We start from the raw sequence: 14,953 nt of genomic DNA on the forward strand, positions 1-14,953 counted from the left end.
GAACGGCCGCGGCGGGGGCCGGGGGCTCCGGTCGGCCGCCGTGTGCCGCCGACAACCGCACACTGCCGAGCCGGACTTCGGATCGGCTTACGGTCGGCTTCGGGTTGCCTGCGTACGGCTGCGAGGGCTGCTTCCGGGACGGCTGACGGGTCCCTCGCCCGGGTTGCCGCAGGGCCACCGCGCCCGGGTATTCCCGCAGGTCATCCCACGCGCGGGCCCGGCACCGGCGCGCCCGGGTGCACTACGGTGACGGGATGCGCTTCGGAGTCCTGGGTCCCCTGGAGGTGTGGACCGCCGACGGGAGCCCGGTGCGGGTTCCCGAGCTGAAGGTGCGTACGCTCCTCGCCGCCCTCCTCGCCGAGCGCGGCCGCGCCGTCTCCGCCGACGCCCTCGTCGACCACCTGTGGGGCGACGCCCTCCCGGCCAACCCCGCCAACGCGCTCCAGGCCAAGGTCTCCCAACTGCGCCGTGCCCTCGACGAGGCGAGTCCGGGCGCCCGCGACCTGGTGGTCTCGCGGCGTCCCGGCTACCTGCTCGCCGCCGACGGCAGCCGTCCCGACTCTGCGAGCCCCGACCCCGCGCGCCGCAACGATCCGGACACCGCGACCCTCGACGCCGACGCCTTCGCGGCGCTCGTCGCCCGCGCCCGCGACACGGACGATCCGCGTACCCGCGCGGACCTGCTCACCGACGCCCTCGCCCTCTGGCGCGGCCGGGCGCTCGCCGACTTCGGCGACCTGCCGTTCGCCCGTGCCTGGGCCGACCGGCTGGAGGACGAGCGGTTGACCGCCCTGGAGGAACGCGCCGAAGCCCGGCTCGCCCTCGGCGAACACCGCCTCCTGGTCGCGGAACTTGCCGCGCTCGCCGCGCAACACCCGTTGCGCGAACGCCTGCACGCCGCCCACCTGCGCGCCCTCTACGGCGCCGGACGCCAGAGCGAGGCCCTCGACGGCTTCCTCGGCCTCCGCACCCGCCTCGCCGAGGAACTCGGCGTCGACCCGGGCCCGGAACTACTCGCCCTGCACCAGGCGATCCTGGCGCAGGACCCCGCGCTCGACCCGCCGCAGGCCGCCGACCGGCCGCCGCGCCGCCGCAGCAACCTGCCGACCGCGCTGACCACGCTCGTCGGACGCGACCAGGCCGTCCGGGACGTCGCGGCGCTGCTGGCGGACGGGCGCCTCATCACCCTCACCGGGCCGGCGGGCGTCGGCAAGACGCGCCTTGCGCTGGCGACGGCGCAGGGTACGGCCGAGGCGTACCCCGACGGGGTCTGGCTGGTCGAACTCGCGGGCCGGATCCCGGCCTCCGAGTGCGTCTGCGACGTCGCCGACATCGCGGAGGTGATCGCGACCGTCCTCGACCTGCGCGACGACATACGCGAGGACCTCAAGGGCGCGGTGGGGCGCAGCAACGTGTCCGTCGTCGAACGCCTCGCCGCCGCACTGCGCGGGCGCGACCTCCTGCTGGTGCTCGACAACTGCGAGCACGTGATCCAGCCCGCCGCCGACGTGGTCGCGGCGCTCCTGAGCAGCGGACCGGGTCTGACGGTGCTGGCGACCAGCCAGGAGGCGCTGGCCGTGCCGGGGGAGGTGCAGTGGCCGGTCCCGCCGCTGAGCCTGCCCGCGGCGTTCCCGCGGGCGCGTCGGGGCGGGGGAGGCGGGACGGACCTGCCGGGACACGCCGGCGAGCACCCGGCCGACGCGGGCCGCCTGCCCGGCGCGCACCGCGGGCCCGATCCGGAGCCTGCGCCCGGCTTGGACCGTGTGTACGGCACAGATGCTGTGCCCGGCTCGGACCGCGCGCACGGCCGGGGTCGCGTGCTCGGCTCGGATCCCGCGCACGGCCGGGGTCGCGTGCTCGGCTCGGATCCCGCGCACGGCCGGGGTCGCGTGCTCGGCTCGGATCCCGCGCACGGCCGGGGTCGCGTGCTCGGCTCGGATCCCGCGCACGGCCGGGGTCGCGTGCTCGGCTCGGATCCCGCGCACGGCCGGGGTCGCGTGCTCGGCTCGGATCCCGCGCACGGCCGGGGTCGCGTGCTCGGCTCGGATCCCGCGCACGGCCGGGGTCGCGTGCTCGGCTCGGATCCCGCGCACGGCCGGGGTCGCGTGCTCGGCTCGGATCCCGCGCACGGCCGGGGTCGCGTGCTCGGCTCGGATCCCGCGCACGGCCGGGGTCGCGTGCTCGGCTCGGATCCCGCGCACGGCCGGGGTCGCGTGCTCGGCTCGGATCCCGCGCACGGCCGGGGTCGCGTGCTCGGCTCGGATCCCGCGCACGGCCGGGGTCGCGTGCTCGGCTCGGATCCCGCGCACGGCCGGGGTCGCGTGCTCGGCTCGGATCCCGCGCACGGCCGGGGTCGCGTGCTCGGCTCGGATCCCGCGCACGGCCGGGGTCGCGTGCTCGGCTCGGATCCCGCGCACGGCCGGGGTCGCGTGCTCGGCTCGGATCCCGCGCACGGCCGGGGTCGCGTGCTCGGCTCGGATCCCGCGCACGGCCGGGGTCGCGTGCTCGGCTCGGATCCCGCGCACGCCACCGAGTGGAGGCACCGACCGGATCGCGCGTCCGCCGCGGCCCCCGTGCCCGGCACCGACCACCCGCCCCGGCCGGACGGCACCGACGTTCCCTCGAACACGAGCCCAGCGCCCGACGGCGACCTGCGAACCATGGCCGAGGCCGGGGCCGTACGCCTGTTCCTGGACCGCGCCGCCGCCGCGGCCCCCGTGCCCGGCACCGACCACCTGCCCCGGCCGGGCGGCACCGACGTTCCCTCGAACGCGAGCCCAGCGCCCGACGGCGACCTGCGAACCATGGCCGAGGCCGGGGCCGTACGCCTGTTCCTGGACCGCGCCGCCGCCGCGGCCCCCGTGCCCGGCACCGACCACCTGCCCCGGCCGGGCGGCACCGACGTTCCCTCGAACGCGAGCCCAGCGCCCGACGGCGACCTGCGAACCATGGCCGAGGCCGGGGCCGTACGCCTGTTCCTGGACCGCGCCGCCGCCGCGGCCCCCGTGCCCGGCACCGACCACCCGCCCAGGCCGGGCGGCACCGACGTTCCCTCGAACGCGAGCCCAGCGCCCGACGGCGACCTGCGAACCATGGCCGAGGCCGGGGCCGTACGCCTGTTCCTGGACCGCGCCGCCGCCGCGGCCCCCGGTTTTGTCCTCGATGCGGACACCGCGCCCGCCGTCGCCACCATCGTCCGGCGCCTCGACGGCATTCCTCTCGCCCTCGAACTCGCCGCGACCCGCGTACGCGCGCTCGGCGTCCACGAGTTGGCGGCCCGCCTCGACGACCGCTTCCGCGTGCTCGCCGCAGGCCGCCGCGGCGGCCCCGCCCGGCAACAGACCCTGCGCGCCGCCATCGACTGGAGCTGGGACCTGCTCGGCGGCCCCGAACGCGCCGTGCTGCGCCGCCTCGCGGTGCACGCCGACGGCAGCACGCTCGACGCCGCGGAACAGGTGTGCGCGGGCGGCGAGGTGGCGTCCGCCGACGTCGCCGACGCACTCGCCCGCCTCGTCGACCGGTCGCTCGTCACGGTGGCCGCCGGTACGCGGGCCGCCGGTCGCCCGCGCTACCGCCTGCTGGAGTCGGTCGCCGAATACTGCCTCGAACGCCTCCGCGAGGCCGACGAGTTCGCCGCGACCGCGGACCGCCACCACCGCTACTTCGCCGACCTCGCGGTCCGCGCCGAGCCGCACCTGCGCGGCCCCGAGCAGCGCCGCTGGCTCGAACGTCTGGACGCCGAGAACGCCAACCTGCGCCGCGCCGTCGAACACGCCGCCGCGCACGGCGACGCCGCGGGCGCGCTGCGCCTGGCCGCGGCCGCCACCTGGCCCTGGTACCTCCGCGGCCGCCCTCGCGAGGCGCGCCGCGCCCTCGACGCCGCGCTGTCCGCCTCCGGCGACGCGCCCGAGGCGCTGCGCACCCGCGCGGTCGTGCTGCACGCCGCCGTACGCATGGCCGCCGATGTCGACCCGAGCGGCCTGGCGCCCGCACGGAACGCGCTCGCGACCCTCGACGGCGCCGGTCTCGACGCGGACGCCGCTCGGGACGTGGCGTACGCCGAACTCCTGCTGGCCACCGCCTTCTGGTGGTACGGCGACTCGTCCGACAGCCGCGGCATCTGCGCCCGGGCCCTCGCCACGCTGCGCGGGCTCGGCGACCAGTGGGGGATCGCCGTCGCGCTGAGCCTGACCGCGTACGGGATGCAGGTCGACGGCGACCTCGCCGCCTGCCGCCGCTACGCGGAGGAGAGCCACCGGCTGTTCACCCGCCTCGGCGACCGCTGGGGCGTGCTGCGCGCGGGCGACACACTGGGCAACCTCGCCGAGGTGCGCGGCGACTACGCGGAAGCGGCGGCCGTCGCCCGCGACGGGCTGCGCATCGCGGAGGAACTGGGGCTGTGGGCCGAGTACTCCGGCAGGCTCGCTCTGCTCGGGCGGTACGCCCTGCTCGCCGGCGACTTCGCCGAGGCCGACGCGCACCACGAGGGCGCGCTGCGCATCGCGCACGACCTGGACGACGAACCGGCCGCGATGTTCGCCGAGATGGGCCTCGCCCTCGCCGCGCGCCGCCAGGGCCGGTTCGCGGACGCCGAGCGCATCCTGCTGCGCTGGCGCGACTGGTCGCACGCCAACGACGGTCCGCCGGGCGTCGCCATCACCGCCGCCGAACTCGGCTTCATCGGCGAACTCCGGGGCGACGCGGCGGAGGCGGAGCGGTACCACCGCGAGGGTCTCTCGGCCGCCCGCCGGGTCGGCGACCCGCGCATGCTCGCACTTGCGTACGAAGGGCTCGCGGGAGTCGGTGCCCTCGCGGGCGACCCGGCGCGTGCCGCGGCCCTCCTCGGCGCCGCCCACCGCGCCCGCACCTCGACCGGCCACCCCCTGGCCGCCGCCGAACGCGCCGACGTGGACCGCATCGAGTCGTCCGCCCGCAAGGCCCTCGGCGACGAAGCCTATGACGCGGCGTTCGCAACCGGATTCGCACCCGGATCGGACATCGGGACGGACGTGGAAGCTCCCGCCTTCGCGGCGGGCGCGACAGCGACGAGATGGGGCTGACCAGCGCGCCCCGCCGACCGTTGCCCGGTCACAGCAACGGCCACGCGGTGCTCGCGGCGGAGAACCGCACCTTCTACTCCGACTCCGGGGAGCTGTGACCGCAAAGGTTCACCGGCTCCCGGCGCGCCGGGCCTGCGGGGCCTGCGTCGGGCCCTGGCGGACCTCCTTCGCCCTCGTTCGTGCCACGCCCCGCGGCGTTGCGGGCGTGGGAGGGCCGTAGGGGCCCAGCGGGCGAGCACGGCCGAGCACGAGTCCCGGACCGGCGTAACGCGATGCACGACACCGAACACCGGGAACCGGCAAAGCCTTTCCGGTCGCAGCGCTACGCACCGACCGTCCCGTCCACACCCTCGCGCAGGAAATCGGCGTGGCCGTTGTGGCGGGCGTACTCGTGGATCATGTGGAGCATCACGAAGCGGAGCGACACGTCCTGGCCCCAGCGTGCCTGATGGCCCGTCACCTCCAGCGACTCCGCGGCGGCCTCGATGCGCCGCGCGTGCGCGACCTCGGTGTGCCACGCGTCGAACGCCTCGTCGCGCGTCGAGGCCGAGCCGTCGTACGCGGCCTGGTAGTCGCCCTCGGCGGACCAGCGCAGCGGGATGTCCTCGCCGTTCATCACCCGGCGGAACCACGTGCGCTCGACCTCGGCCATGTGCCGGACGAGCGCCATGAGCGACAGCGTCGACGGCGGCATCGAGCGCTCGCGCATCTGCCCGGTGTCGAGCCCGTCGCACTTCCAGGCGAGTGTCGCGCGGTGGTAGTCGAGGTACGCCCGCAGCATCTCGCGCTCGCCGCCGAGGTACGGCGGGTCGACGCGCCGGGTGGTGCCGTTCGTTGTGCTCATGGGTCCCGACTTTAGGCCGTGTCTGCCGGATCTTTGCACCGCGGACGGCCCCTGGACACCGCGCCTCGCGGCGTTGCGGACGCTTGCGGGTACGAGCGAGTACGAGCTTCGGGTCTGTGCTTGGGAGGGCCGCCAGGCCCGGCAAGCTCACCCGGCCCTACTGCGCGCAGACCAACGGCAAAGTCGAACGCTTCAACCGCACCCTGCTCGACGCATGGGCCTGCCTGCGGCCCTGCACCAGCAACCAGGAACGCGCCGAGCAACTCGGCGCGTTCCTCCACACCTGCAACCACCATCGCTGCCACACCGCACTCGTCGGCCAACCCCCATCAGCCGCGTGAACAACGCTGCGGGTCAATGCATCCAGTCGGACGTCGCGGCCACGCGGAGCGGGCGGCTACGCCGACGGTGCGCCCGGGATCGGGAAGATCATGCATGTGCTCGTCGCGTGCCCGAGGAGCCGGTCGCGGGAGTCGAGCAGTTCGGCCTCGGCCATCGCGGTGCGGCGGCCCGCCGAGCGGACGCGCCCGACCGCGCGGATGCGGCCGGTGTCGGAGCCGATCGGCCGCAGGAAGCGGGTCGACAGGTCGAGCGAGGTGTAGGCCACGCCGGCGGGCAGGGTGGAGTGCACGGCGCAGCCGGCGGCGGAGTCGAGCAGCGTCGCGTACACCCCGCCGTGCACGCTGCCGATCGGGTTGTAGTGCTCCTCGCCCGGCGTCATGGAGAACACCGCGCGGCCGTGCTCGACCTCGTCGAGGGTGAAGCCGAGCGTCGCGGCGATCGGGGGAGGCGGGAAGCGGCCCGCGAGCATCGCGTGGAGGAATTCGAGCCCCGCCATCGACGCGGCGCCCCCGGCGGTCACCGCCGGGTCGTCCCATTCGTAGGTGCGCGACCTGCCCATGTTCAGCTCCTCGGATTCCACCTGTCTGGCTACGAAAAATGAAGCCAGATGAGTACCCTACCCCCATGGACACCCGTGCGGACAACCAGGTGCGCCCGCCGGCGCGCGCGGACGCGGCCGCCGAATTGGGCTGGCTGGCCATCGACGCGGAGAACTGCCCGGTCCGGCGCACGCTGGACGTGGTGGGGGAGAAGTGGTCGCTGCTGATCCTGCGCGACGCGGTCAACGGCGTACGCCGGTTCGACGACTTCCGGCGGCACGTCGGCATGTCCGACGCGGTGCTCTCCGACCGGCTGCGCAAGCTGACGGCGAGCGGCCTGCTGGAGACGCGGCCCTACCGCGAGCCGGGCGCGCGGTCCCGTCTGGAGTACCGCGTGACGGCCAAGGGCTGGGAGCTGTGGCCGGTGCTGCTCGCGCTCAAGCAGTTCGGCGACCGGCACCACGGCGATCCGGCGGGCCTCATGCTCGAAATCCGGCACACCGACTGCGGCGCGCCGGTGCACGTGACCGTGGCGTGCGCCGACGGGCACACGCACCTGACGCACCGCGACGTGACGGTACGCCCCGGCCCGGCCGCGCGGCCGCTCGCCGACCCGGAGCACTGAGCCGTTTCGCGGACCCGGTTCAAGGACCCGAGGTACGGACCCAGCCGAAACGGCCCGCGGGAGGTCGCCGCGCGCCCCCGCACGCGGCCGGACGCCGGGCACCCTCCGCTAGACCGACCGCTCCCGCCCGACGTCCGGCCCCGCCGAACCGGCGTCCGGCGGCTCCGCGTCCGCGTCGAGAGCAGCCAACGCGGCGCCCGCCGCGTCGAGTTCGTCTTCGTTGAAGACCCGGACTCCCGCGCGCCGCAGTGCCGCCGCCGCGACTCCCTCGCCGGTGACGCGCGTGCCGGTGAACGTGCCGTCGTACGCCTCGCGGTTCCCGCACGACGGGCTGCGCGCCTTCAGCACCGCCACGCGGATGCCGTACCGCGCCGTCAACTCCAGGCAGATCCGGGCGCCTTCGAGATACGGCCCGGTCACGTCGGCGCCCTCGTGCGTCAGGACCCGCTCCTCGCCGTCGAGTACGCGCGAGCCCTGCCCGCCCGGGATCTCCGCGCGCAGCCGGGGTGTCGGCAGGCCGCCCTCGACCTCGGGGCAGACCGGCACCACACGGCCCTCCGCCTCCCAGGCCGCGAGCGGCGCGAGCCGCTCCTGCGCGCCGCCGTCGTAGCGCACCCGGTGCCCGAGCAGGCAGCGGCTGACCAGGACCTTGTGCTTCGCGCCGACGGGCGGTGTCACGGCGGCCTCCTCCTCGGATCCTCCCGGCAGCGTACGCCCGCTCCCGCTCCCGCTCCCGCCCCCGTCGCCCGCGACCGGGTCAGGGCTCGACGACGACCTTGATCGCGCCGGTCGACCGGTCCGCGGCGACCCGGAAGGCCTCGGCGGCGTCCTCCAGCGGGAAGCGGTGCGTGACGACCGCGGCGGCGATGTCCGGGCGCGCGGCGAGCATGCCCGCGGCCGCGTCGACGTCGCGCACGCCGTGCTCGTCGGCGCCGTACGCCATCGACATCACGACGCGCACCTCCTTGAGGAACGCCGGGAGGAACGCCAGCGGCAGGTCGCCCTCGTGCAGTGCGGCGATCGACAGCGTGCCGCCGGGAGCCAGCAGGCCGACCGCGTCGGCCAGCGCCCCCGCGGTTCCGGCCGCGTCGATGACCACGTCGTAGCCGGCCGCGGGCGAGCCCTGCGGACCGGGCGAGCCCGCCGAGCCGGACGGCAGGACGGTCGCGCCGAGCCGCCGTCCCGCCTCCACGCGCTCGGCGCGCCGTGCGGACAGGGCGACTTCGTCCGCGCCGAGCGCCTGCGCGGCCGCGACCGCGAGGAGGCCGATCGCGCCGCCGCCGACCACCGCGACGCGGCTGCCCGGGACCACGCCCGCGATGCGTGCGGCACGCCAGGCCACGGCGGAGGGCTCGACCAGGCACGCGTCCCGGACCGGCAGGCCGTCCGGGAGCGGGACCAGGGCGGACGCGGGCACGGCGTACCGTTCGGCCATGCCGCCGTCGATCGTCATGCCCGGTACGCGCAGGTGCACCTCGGCGCAGCGGTTGCGGTGGCCGGCGGCGCACTGGGCGCATGTGCCGCAGCCGAAGACCGCCTCGACGGCGTAGGCCGCGCCGTCCGCGCCGACGCCCGCGAGCTCGTGTCCGAGAAGCAGGGTGCTGCCCATCGCGAGGTAGCCGAGGTCGGATCCGCAGATCCCGGCCGCGACGAGTTCGATCTCGCGATCCGCGCCGGGTACGCCCGGCACCTCGCCGACGTCGACCACCTCGACCGCCGCCCCGCCGCCGTCCGTGCCTGTGCCCCTGCCCCGCACTGCGCGCATCTCGCCGACCTCCGGTTGTTCGGACTCTCCATCATCGTGGTCGAGATATCGAACCATGGCCGGGTCGCGGGGTCGACGTCGGATGGCCGCGTCCGGTTGCCGGGGCGGATGGGACGTGTGAGGTTGGTGGTTAACAAGTTGTTTTGCAGCTTTTGTCGCTCCGACCGCCATCAGGTAGATCCGCGTAGCGCCGTGAAGCGAGGTCCCGTGAAACGCCGACTGTCTGCGGCGGCCCTGTGTGCGGCCGTTCTGGTGTCCGTGTCCGCGTGCTCGGACGACGACGAGTCGCCCGAGGCGAAGGCGTCCAAGTCGGCGAGCGCGGCGGCGACCGCGGCATGCGGCGACCTCGACCGCCTGAAGCAGGACACCGACGCCCTGACCTCGCTCGACCCGGCGACGACCAGCAAGGAGCAGGTCAGGGGCGCGGTCGACAAGGTCAAGGACGACTTGTCGGCGCTCGCCGAGTCGTCCGGCAACCTCAATTCGGCGAGTGGCGCGGCCGTCAAGGTGGCGGCGGACGCGGTGAAGTCGGTGCTGGAGTCGGTCGACGACAGTTCGACCGTCCAGCAGACCGTCGACGCGCTGAAGGCGCCGCTCGCGACGCTGAGGGGCACGCTGAACAGTGCTCGCAGCGGGCTCAAGTGCCCGTAGTGTCGCGCTTCCCGCGGCCGGGCGTCCCTTCACTTCGCAGGCGTGTGCGCCTAGCATGCACGAACTTTCGACGCCTGGGGACGAATAGTCGTCCCCTCGCGTGCTTGTTCGCCGGGATGTCGTAGGGGAGTGGTGCGTGTGCTGGGAGCCGACGACCTGGTGTTGTGCGCCGGGACGGTGCTGGGCAGCGGCTTCCGCGAGCGCGCCGAGGCGGCCTCGGCGGCCGGTTTCTCCGGCATCACGCTCTGGGCGCAGGACTGGCAGGGCGCGCTCGACGAAGGACTGACCGTCGCCGACATGCGCGCGATCCTCGCCGACAACGGCCTCTCCATCGGGGAACTGGACGCGGTCACCGACTGGTTGCCCCGCGACCGGGACGCCGCCTCGGACGCCGACGCCGCCGGATTCGCCGTCCCCGCCGACGTGTTCTGGGAGATGGCCGAAGCCCTCGGCGCGCGCTCGCTCAACGTGGTCGAGATCGCCGGGGCGGCGGTCGAGGCCGGACGCGCCGCCGAGGCGTTCGCGGGCCTGTGCGACCGGGCGGCCGACTTCGGGCTGGTGGTCCACCTGGAGTTCCTGCCCTGGTCCGGCATCCCCGACATCAGCGCGGCGGCCGCGATCGTCGACCTCGCCGCGCGGCCGAACGGCGGGATCCTGCTCGACACCTGGCACCTCTACCGCTCCGGCGGAACCGCCGCCGACCTCGTGCCGGACCTCGCGCGGCGGGTCAACGGCATCCAGATCAGCGACGCACCCGCGCCGGGCGTGGCGCCCGAGGAGCAGGCGGACGGCGGCGCCGAGTCCGCGGGTGGGGCGCGAGCCATGGACCTGATGGACGAGACCATGCACCGCCGTCTCCTGCCCGGACAGGGCGGCGCCGACGTGGCCGCAGTGGTCGCCGCGCTGCGCGCTGCCGGGGTGGACGCGCCTGTGGGCGTCGAGGTGTTCAGCGACGAACTGGCCCGGCTCGGCACGGCCGGTGCCGCGAAGGCCGCCGCTGCGGCAGCCCGGGACGTACTCGCTCGTTGACGCGTTGACCTGTTGACCTCTCGACCCCTTGACCGGTTGATCCTTCGGCCCGTGACAAGGGCGCGTCGGTGTGGGCGGTACGCCGGGCAGTGCGTGTAGCGGCCACGCAGTGGCACGATGGCCCGATGGTGGAGACCGAGCACAGCGACGCGCAGGTGGCCGGATTCTGGCAGGGGCTCGGCCTTCCCGGCCTGATCGACGTACACACGCACTTCATGCCGCAGCGCGTGCTCGCCAAGGTGTGGGCCTACTTCGACCGCGCGGGGCCGCTCACCAGCAAGCCGTGGCCCATCGCGTACCGCATCGAGGAGGACAAGCGGGTCGCCCGGCTGCGCGAGTTCGGGATCCGCCGGTTCACCGCGATGCTCTACCCGCACAAGCCCGACATGGCCGCGTGGCTGAACGCCTGGGCCGCGGACTTCGCCGCCCGGACCTCCGACTGCCTGCACACTGCGACGTTCTTCCCGGAGCCGGACGCGCGGGCGTACGTCGAACGCGCGATCGGCGACGGCGCGCGCGTGTTCAAGGCGCACCTCCAGGTCGGCGCGTACGACCCCAACGACCCGCTGCTCGACTCCGTCTGGGGGCTCCTCGCCGAGGCGGGGATCCCGGTCGTCACCCACTGCGGCTCGGGGCCGATGCCCGGCAAGCACACCGGTCCCGGCCCGATCGCCGAACTGCTCGCGCGGCACCCGGGGTTGCCCATGATCGTCGCGCACATGGGGCTGCCGGAGTACCGCGAATTCCTCGACCTCGTGGAGCGGTACGACGGCGTCCACCTCGACACGACCATGGCCTTCACGGACTTCACCGAGGCCGACACGCCGTTCCCGAAGGACCAGTTGCCGCGCCTCACGGACTTCGCCGACCGGATCATGCTGGGCAGCGACTTCCCGAACATTCCGTATCCGTACTACGAGGCACTGGACGCGCTGGCCCGCCTCGACCTGGGGGACGCCTGGCTGCGCGCGGTCTGCCACGACAATGCGGCCCGAATGTTCGGGCTCGGGGCCTGAGGGGGGCGCTCGGGGGCGTACTGCGTCAGGAGCCGTCGCCCGAGTGTGTCTCGTCGTACGCCTTGACCACCCGCTTGGGCGCGGTCATGCGCCACGCGTCCAGCAGCATCGCGCGCAGCTCCTCGACGTCGTCGACCGCCGTGAGGCGCACGCGGATCCAGTCGTAGTTGTCGTCGTGGCCTGCTCGCACGAAGAACTTGTCGGGCTCGGCGGCGATCAGCTCGGCGCGCTCCTCGCGCGGACATCGGAACGCGACCGCCGCGTCGTCCTCGCTCAGTGCCGCGAAGATCTTGTTGCGCACCCGGAACGTCGGGGCGTTCCAGGTGAACTTCTCGCTCGTCTCCGGCAGTGCCAGTGCCTCGCGGCGTACGTCGTTCGCGTTGGTCGCCATGCCCGAACCTCCGTCGCACCTGTGCCGCACCGGCGGCCGACCACCCCTGCGGCAACCGTATGACGCCGACCCGACACCCGCAGCCGCGCCGCTCCGGTGTGCTCCGCGCACGGCCCGACGGCCCCGCCGGGTGTGCCCCGCGGGGGATTCCTATTAATTGCTTCGATCAAGGACTATGAACCGATCAAGGCGCTCGCTACCCTCCACGGCATGATTCCCACGGTTGTCTGGGGTACCGGCAACGTCGGCCGTGCGTCGATCCGGGCCGTCGACGCGCACCCGGCGCTCACACTCGCCGCCGTCATCGTCCACAATCCCGCGAAGGTCGGCCGCGATGCGGGCGAACTCGCCGGTCTCGACCACGAGTTGGGGGTCGCCGCCACCGACGACGTGGCCGCCGTCCTCGCCGCCCGCCCGGGCGCCGTGGTGTACGCCGCCTCCGGCGACATCCGCGCCGACGACGCGCTGGACGACATCTGCCGCGCCATCCGCGCCGGCGCGGTCGTCGTCAGCCCGGCCCTCTACCCGCTGTACGACCAGCGCAACGCACCACCGGAGTTCCGCGACCCGGTGGCCGCGGCGATCGCCGAGGGCGGCGGCTCGCTGTTCTCCTCCGGCGTGGACCCGGGGTGGGGCAACGACATCCTGCCGCTGCTGATCAGCGGTCTCGGCACCACGATCGACGCGATCCGCTGCCAGGAGATCTTCGACTACACGACGTACGACCAGGAGGACTCCGTACGGCAGTTGGTCGGCATGGGCATGCCGATGGACTACGGGCCGCCCATGCTGTGGCCCGAGGTGCCGACCATGGTCTGGGGCGGCCAGATCCGCATGATGGCCCGGGCGCTCGACGTCGAACTCGAAGAGATCCGCGAGACCGTCGAGCGCCGCGCGCTGGACGAGACGGTGAACACGAGCCTGATGGGCGAGTTCGAGGCCGGAACGCAGGGCGCCGTGCGCTTCGAGGTGCAGGGCATCATCGGCGGCGAACCGCGCATCGTCATCGAGCACGTCACCCGCATCCACCCCGCATGCGCCCCGGACTGGCCCACGCCGCCCGACGGCGGCGACGGCGCGCACCGCGTGATCATCGAGGGGCGGCCGCACATCGAGGTCAGCGTCGAGGCGGTGGACGAGGGCGGCAACCGCTCGGCGGGCGGCAACGCCACCGCGGTCGGACGCCTGGTCGGCGCGATCGACTGGCTGGTCGAGGCGGAGCCGGGGCTGTACGACGCACTCGACGTCCCCCTGCGCCCGGCGGTCGGCAAGCTGGGCGGCAAGAAGGCCTGAACGGCGGCGCGCGGGGGAGTTGCCGTCGCAACCCACCCCGCGCGCCCCGCGTGCGTCGCCCCGCGCGTGCGTCGCCCCGCGGGTCGCCCCGCGCGTGCGTCACCTCGCGCGTTGCGGCGGGCGCTGGGCTGTGCGCCGGACCCGCGGGTGTGCAGGTCCGCGTCCGTTCCCGCCAATACCTCCCAGCCCCACCCCAGCGAGCCACGAACTTCGCGGCCGACTCGCGGTGGGTGGGCTGACCGCCGCCCCCGCACGCCGCCCCCGTGCGTCGCCCTGCGCGTCGCGCGTGCGTCACCTCGCGCGTTGCGGCGTGCGCTGGGCTGTGCGCCGGACCCGCGAGTGTGCCTGTCTGTGTCCATGCCCGCCCGTACCTCTCAGCCCCAGCGCCCAGCGCCCAGCGAGCCGCGAACTCTGCGGCCGACTCGCGGTCGAGTGGAGCGTTGTGATGTCTCGATTCAGCGCAGGTGTTCGCACACATCGCACGCATTTTCGATTGCACGATTCAGCGACGCCCGCGCCGCATCCGGTCGGACCTGCCGCGACCTGCCAGAATCGCTGTATGACCAAGTCGCCGCGCAAGCGCGTCCCGCGCACCGCCCCCGCCCCTGCCGCGGACGCGCAACTCGGCTCTCCCGCGCCCGCCGGAGGCGCGGAGGACGGTTCCGCGGCGACCCCGGCCGACCCCGGTCAGCCCGCCGAGGCCCCCGAAGCCGCACCCGCACCCGCGGCGGACGGCGCCGACCGCGCCGACAGCACCCGCCCGGTTTTCGGCGCGGTCACCGGCGCCGACGTGGCCCGCGCCGCCGGCGTCTCGCGCGCAACCGTCTCGTACGCCATGAACGACACCGCCGACGCCCGCATCCCCGAGGAGACCCGGCGCCGCGTCCGCGACATCGCCCGCGACCTGGGGTACGAGCCGCGCTCCGACGCGCGTTCGCTGCGCCGCGGCCGCACCGACCTGGTGGTGCTGCCCACGTACAACGTCCCGTTCGGCCGCCTGCTCAACGACTTCGTCGACGGTCTCGCGCGTGAGCTGCACAGGCTCGGCCACACGCTCATCACGTACGGCGACGCCGACGCGCACCCCGAGGCCGCCGCCCGGGCTTGGGCCGCGCTGCGCCCGGCGGCCGTCGTCGTGATGCCCAGCCGCCTGACCGAGCGTTCGACCGAGTACCTCACCGCGCGCGGCATCACCGTGGTCGCGCTGAGCATGGGCGCCGACGTCGCGCCCGGCACGTCGATGATCCTGGACGGCGAGATCGCGCACGCCGGGTACGTCGCCGGACGCCACCTCGTCGAGACCGGCCGCCGCGATATCGCGGTGGTCGTCCCGCGCGAACCCACCGTGCGCGAGACCGGTCTCGCGGTGCTTTGTCTCCGCCGTCTGGAAGGCGTCCG

The 14,953-nt window shown here is 74.7% G+C and carries 11 protein-coding genes and 2 pseudogenes; 8 read left to right on the plus strand and 5 right to left on the minus strand.

The window, feature by feature from the left end; genetic code table 11:
* Positions 1-254: 254 nt before the first annotated feature.
* A pseudogene (locus tag ACRX5S_RS09825) lies at positions 255-1,754 on the plus strand (BTAD domain-containing putative transcriptional regulator); the annotation flags it as partial.
* 3,628 nt (positions 1,755-5,382) lie between these two features.
* On the opposite strand, the gene ACRX5S_RS09830 reads toward ACRX5S_RS09825, so the two are convergent.
* Positions 5,383-5,904 (minus strand): DinB family protein, encoded by a 522-nt coding sequence (locus tag ACRX5S_RS09830; protein WP_436772438.1) that lies wholly within the window; start codon positions 5,902-5,904, stop codon positions 5,383-5,385.
* Positions 5,905-6,041: 137 nt separating this feature from the next.
* On the opposite strand from ACRX5S_RS09830, the pseudogene ACRX5S_RS09835 reads away from it, so the two are divergent.
* A pseudogene (locus ACRX5S_RS09835) lies at positions 6,042-6,262 on the plus strand (integrase core domain-containing protein); the annotation flags it as partial.
* A gap of 39 nt (positions 6,263-6,301) precedes the next feature.
* Here ACRX5S_RS09835 and ACRX5S_RS09840 read toward each other — a convergent pair.
* Positions 6,302-6,805 (minus strand): PaaI family thioesterase, encoded by a 504-nt coding sequence (locus ACRX5S_RS09840; RefSeq protein ID WP_436772439.1) that lies wholly within the window; start codon positions 6,803-6,805, stop codon positions 6,302-6,304.
* Positions 6,806-6,870: 65 nt separating this feature from the next.
* Here ACRX5S_RS09840 and ACRX5S_RS09845 point away from each other — a divergent pair, with 65 nt between their 5' ends.
* Entirely contained in the window at positions 6,871-7,410 is a 540-nt protein-coding gene (locus ACRX5S_RS09845; protein WP_436772440.1) for a winged helix-turn-helix transcriptional regulator, read from the plus strand.
* Positions 7,411-7,518: 108 nt separating this feature from the next.
* Here ACRX5S_RS09845 and ACRX5S_RS09850 read toward each other — a convergent pair whose 3' ends face one another.
* Both ACRX5S_RS09850 and ACRX5S_RS09855 read right to left on the minus strand, forming a co-directional pair.
* A complete protein-coding gene (locus tag ACRX5S_RS09850) occupies positions 7,519-8,088 on the minus strand; it encodes a DUF523 domain-containing protein (protein ID WP_436772441.1) in 570 nt (189 codons plus the stop codon).
* A 79-nt stretch (positions 8,089-8,167) separates the two neighbouring features.
* Positions 8,168-9,175, minus strand: a complete 1,008-nt coding sequence (locus tag ACRX5S_RS09855; RefSeq protein ID WP_436772442.1) for a zinc-dependent alcohol dehydrogenase — start codon at positions 9,173-9,175, stop codon at positions 8,168-8,170.
* 207 nt (positions 9,176-9,382) lie between these two features.
* Between ACRX5S_RS09855 and ACRX5S_RS09860 the strand changes: the two genes are divergently transcribed.
* From ACRX5S_RS09860 to ACRX5S_RS09870, 3 genes are all read left to right on the plus strand, one after another.
* Positions 9,383-9,826 carry a hypothetical protein gene (locus tag ACRX5S_RS09860; protein WP_436772443.1) on the plus strand — a complete coding sequence of 148 codons (444 nt, stop codon included), beginning with the start codon at positions 9,383-9,385 and terminating at the stop codon, positions 9,824-9,826.
* 138 nt (positions 9,827-9,964) lie between these two features.
* Complete coding sequence (locus ACRX5S_RS09865) at positions 9,965-10,855, plus strand: sugar phosphate isomerase/epimerase family protein (protein WP_436772444.1); 891 nt, start codon at positions 9,965-9,967, stop codon at positions 10,853-10,855.
* A 125-nt stretch (positions 10,856-10,980) separates the two neighbouring features.
* On the plus strand, positions 10,981-11,871 hold the full coding sequence (locus tag ACRX5S_RS09870) for an amidohydrolase family protein (protein WP_436772445.1): 891 nt from the start codon (positions 10,981-10,983) through the stop codon (positions 11,869-11,871).
* 25 nt (positions 11,872-11,896) lie between these two features.
* Here the strand turns inward: ACRX5S_RS09870 and ACRX5S_RS09875 are convergent, their stop codons facing one another.
* Complete coding sequence (locus ACRX5S_RS09875) at positions 11,897-12,262, minus strand: MmcQ/YjbR family DNA-binding protein (protein WP_436772446.1); 366 nt, start codon at positions 12,260-12,262, stop codon at positions 11,897-11,899.
* Positions 12,263-12,472: 210 nt separating this feature from the next.
* On the opposite strand from ACRX5S_RS09875, the gene ACRX5S_RS09880 reads away from it, so the two are divergent.
* The gene (locus tag ACRX5S_RS09880) at positions 12,473-13,555 is read left to right on the plus strand and encodes an NAD(P)H-dependent amine dehydrogenase family protein (RefSeq protein WP_436772447.1); all 1,083 of its coding nucleotides are present in this window, start codon (positions 12,473-12,475) and stop codon (positions 13,553-13,555) included.
* Between the two features lie 559 nt (positions 13,556-14,114).
* The coding region (locus ACRX5S_RS09885; protein ID WP_436772448.1) for a LacI family DNA-binding transcriptional regulator at positions 14,115-14,953 on the plus strand (839 nt) is incomplete at its 3' end.

The sequence above is a fragment of the Yinghuangia sp. YIM S09857 genome, assembly GCF_051388915.1.
Taxonomy (GTDB): domain Bacteria; phylum Actinomycetota; class Actinomycetes; order Streptomycetales; family Streptomycetaceae; genus Yinghuangia.

Excerpts from the sequence above, each read along its gene's own strand:
- ACRX5S_RS09875 (WP_436772446.1), bottom strand. The coding sequence starts at position 12,262 with ATGGCGACCAACGCGAACGACGTACGCCGCGAGGCACTGGCACTGCCG.
- ACRX5S_RS09830 (WP_436772438.1), bottom strand. The coding sequence starts at position 5,904 with ATGAGCACAACGAACGGCACCACCCGGCGCGTCGACCCGCCGTACCTC.
- ACRX5S_RS09870 (WP_436772445.1), top strand. The coding sequence starts at position 10,981 with ATGGTGGAGACCGAGCACAGCGACGCGCAGGTGGCCGGATTCTGGCAG.
- ACRX5S_RS09880 (WP_436772447.1), top strand. The coding sequence starts at position 12,473 with ATGATTCCCACGGTTGTCTGGGGTACCGGCAACGTCGGCCGTGCGTCG.
- ACRX5S_RS09845 (WP_436772440.1), top strand. The coding sequence starts at position 6,871 with ATGGACACCCGTGCGGACAACCAGGTGCGCCCGCCGGCGCGCGCGGAC.
- ACRX5S_RS09840 (WP_436772439.1), bottom strand. The coding sequence starts at position 6,805 with ATGGGCAGGTCGCGCACCTACGAATGGGACGACCCGGCGGTGACCGCC.
- ACRX5S_RS09855 (WP_436772442.1), bottom strand. The coding sequence starts at position 9,175 with ATGCGCGCAGTGCGGGGCAGGGGCACAGGCACGGACGGCGGCGGGGCG.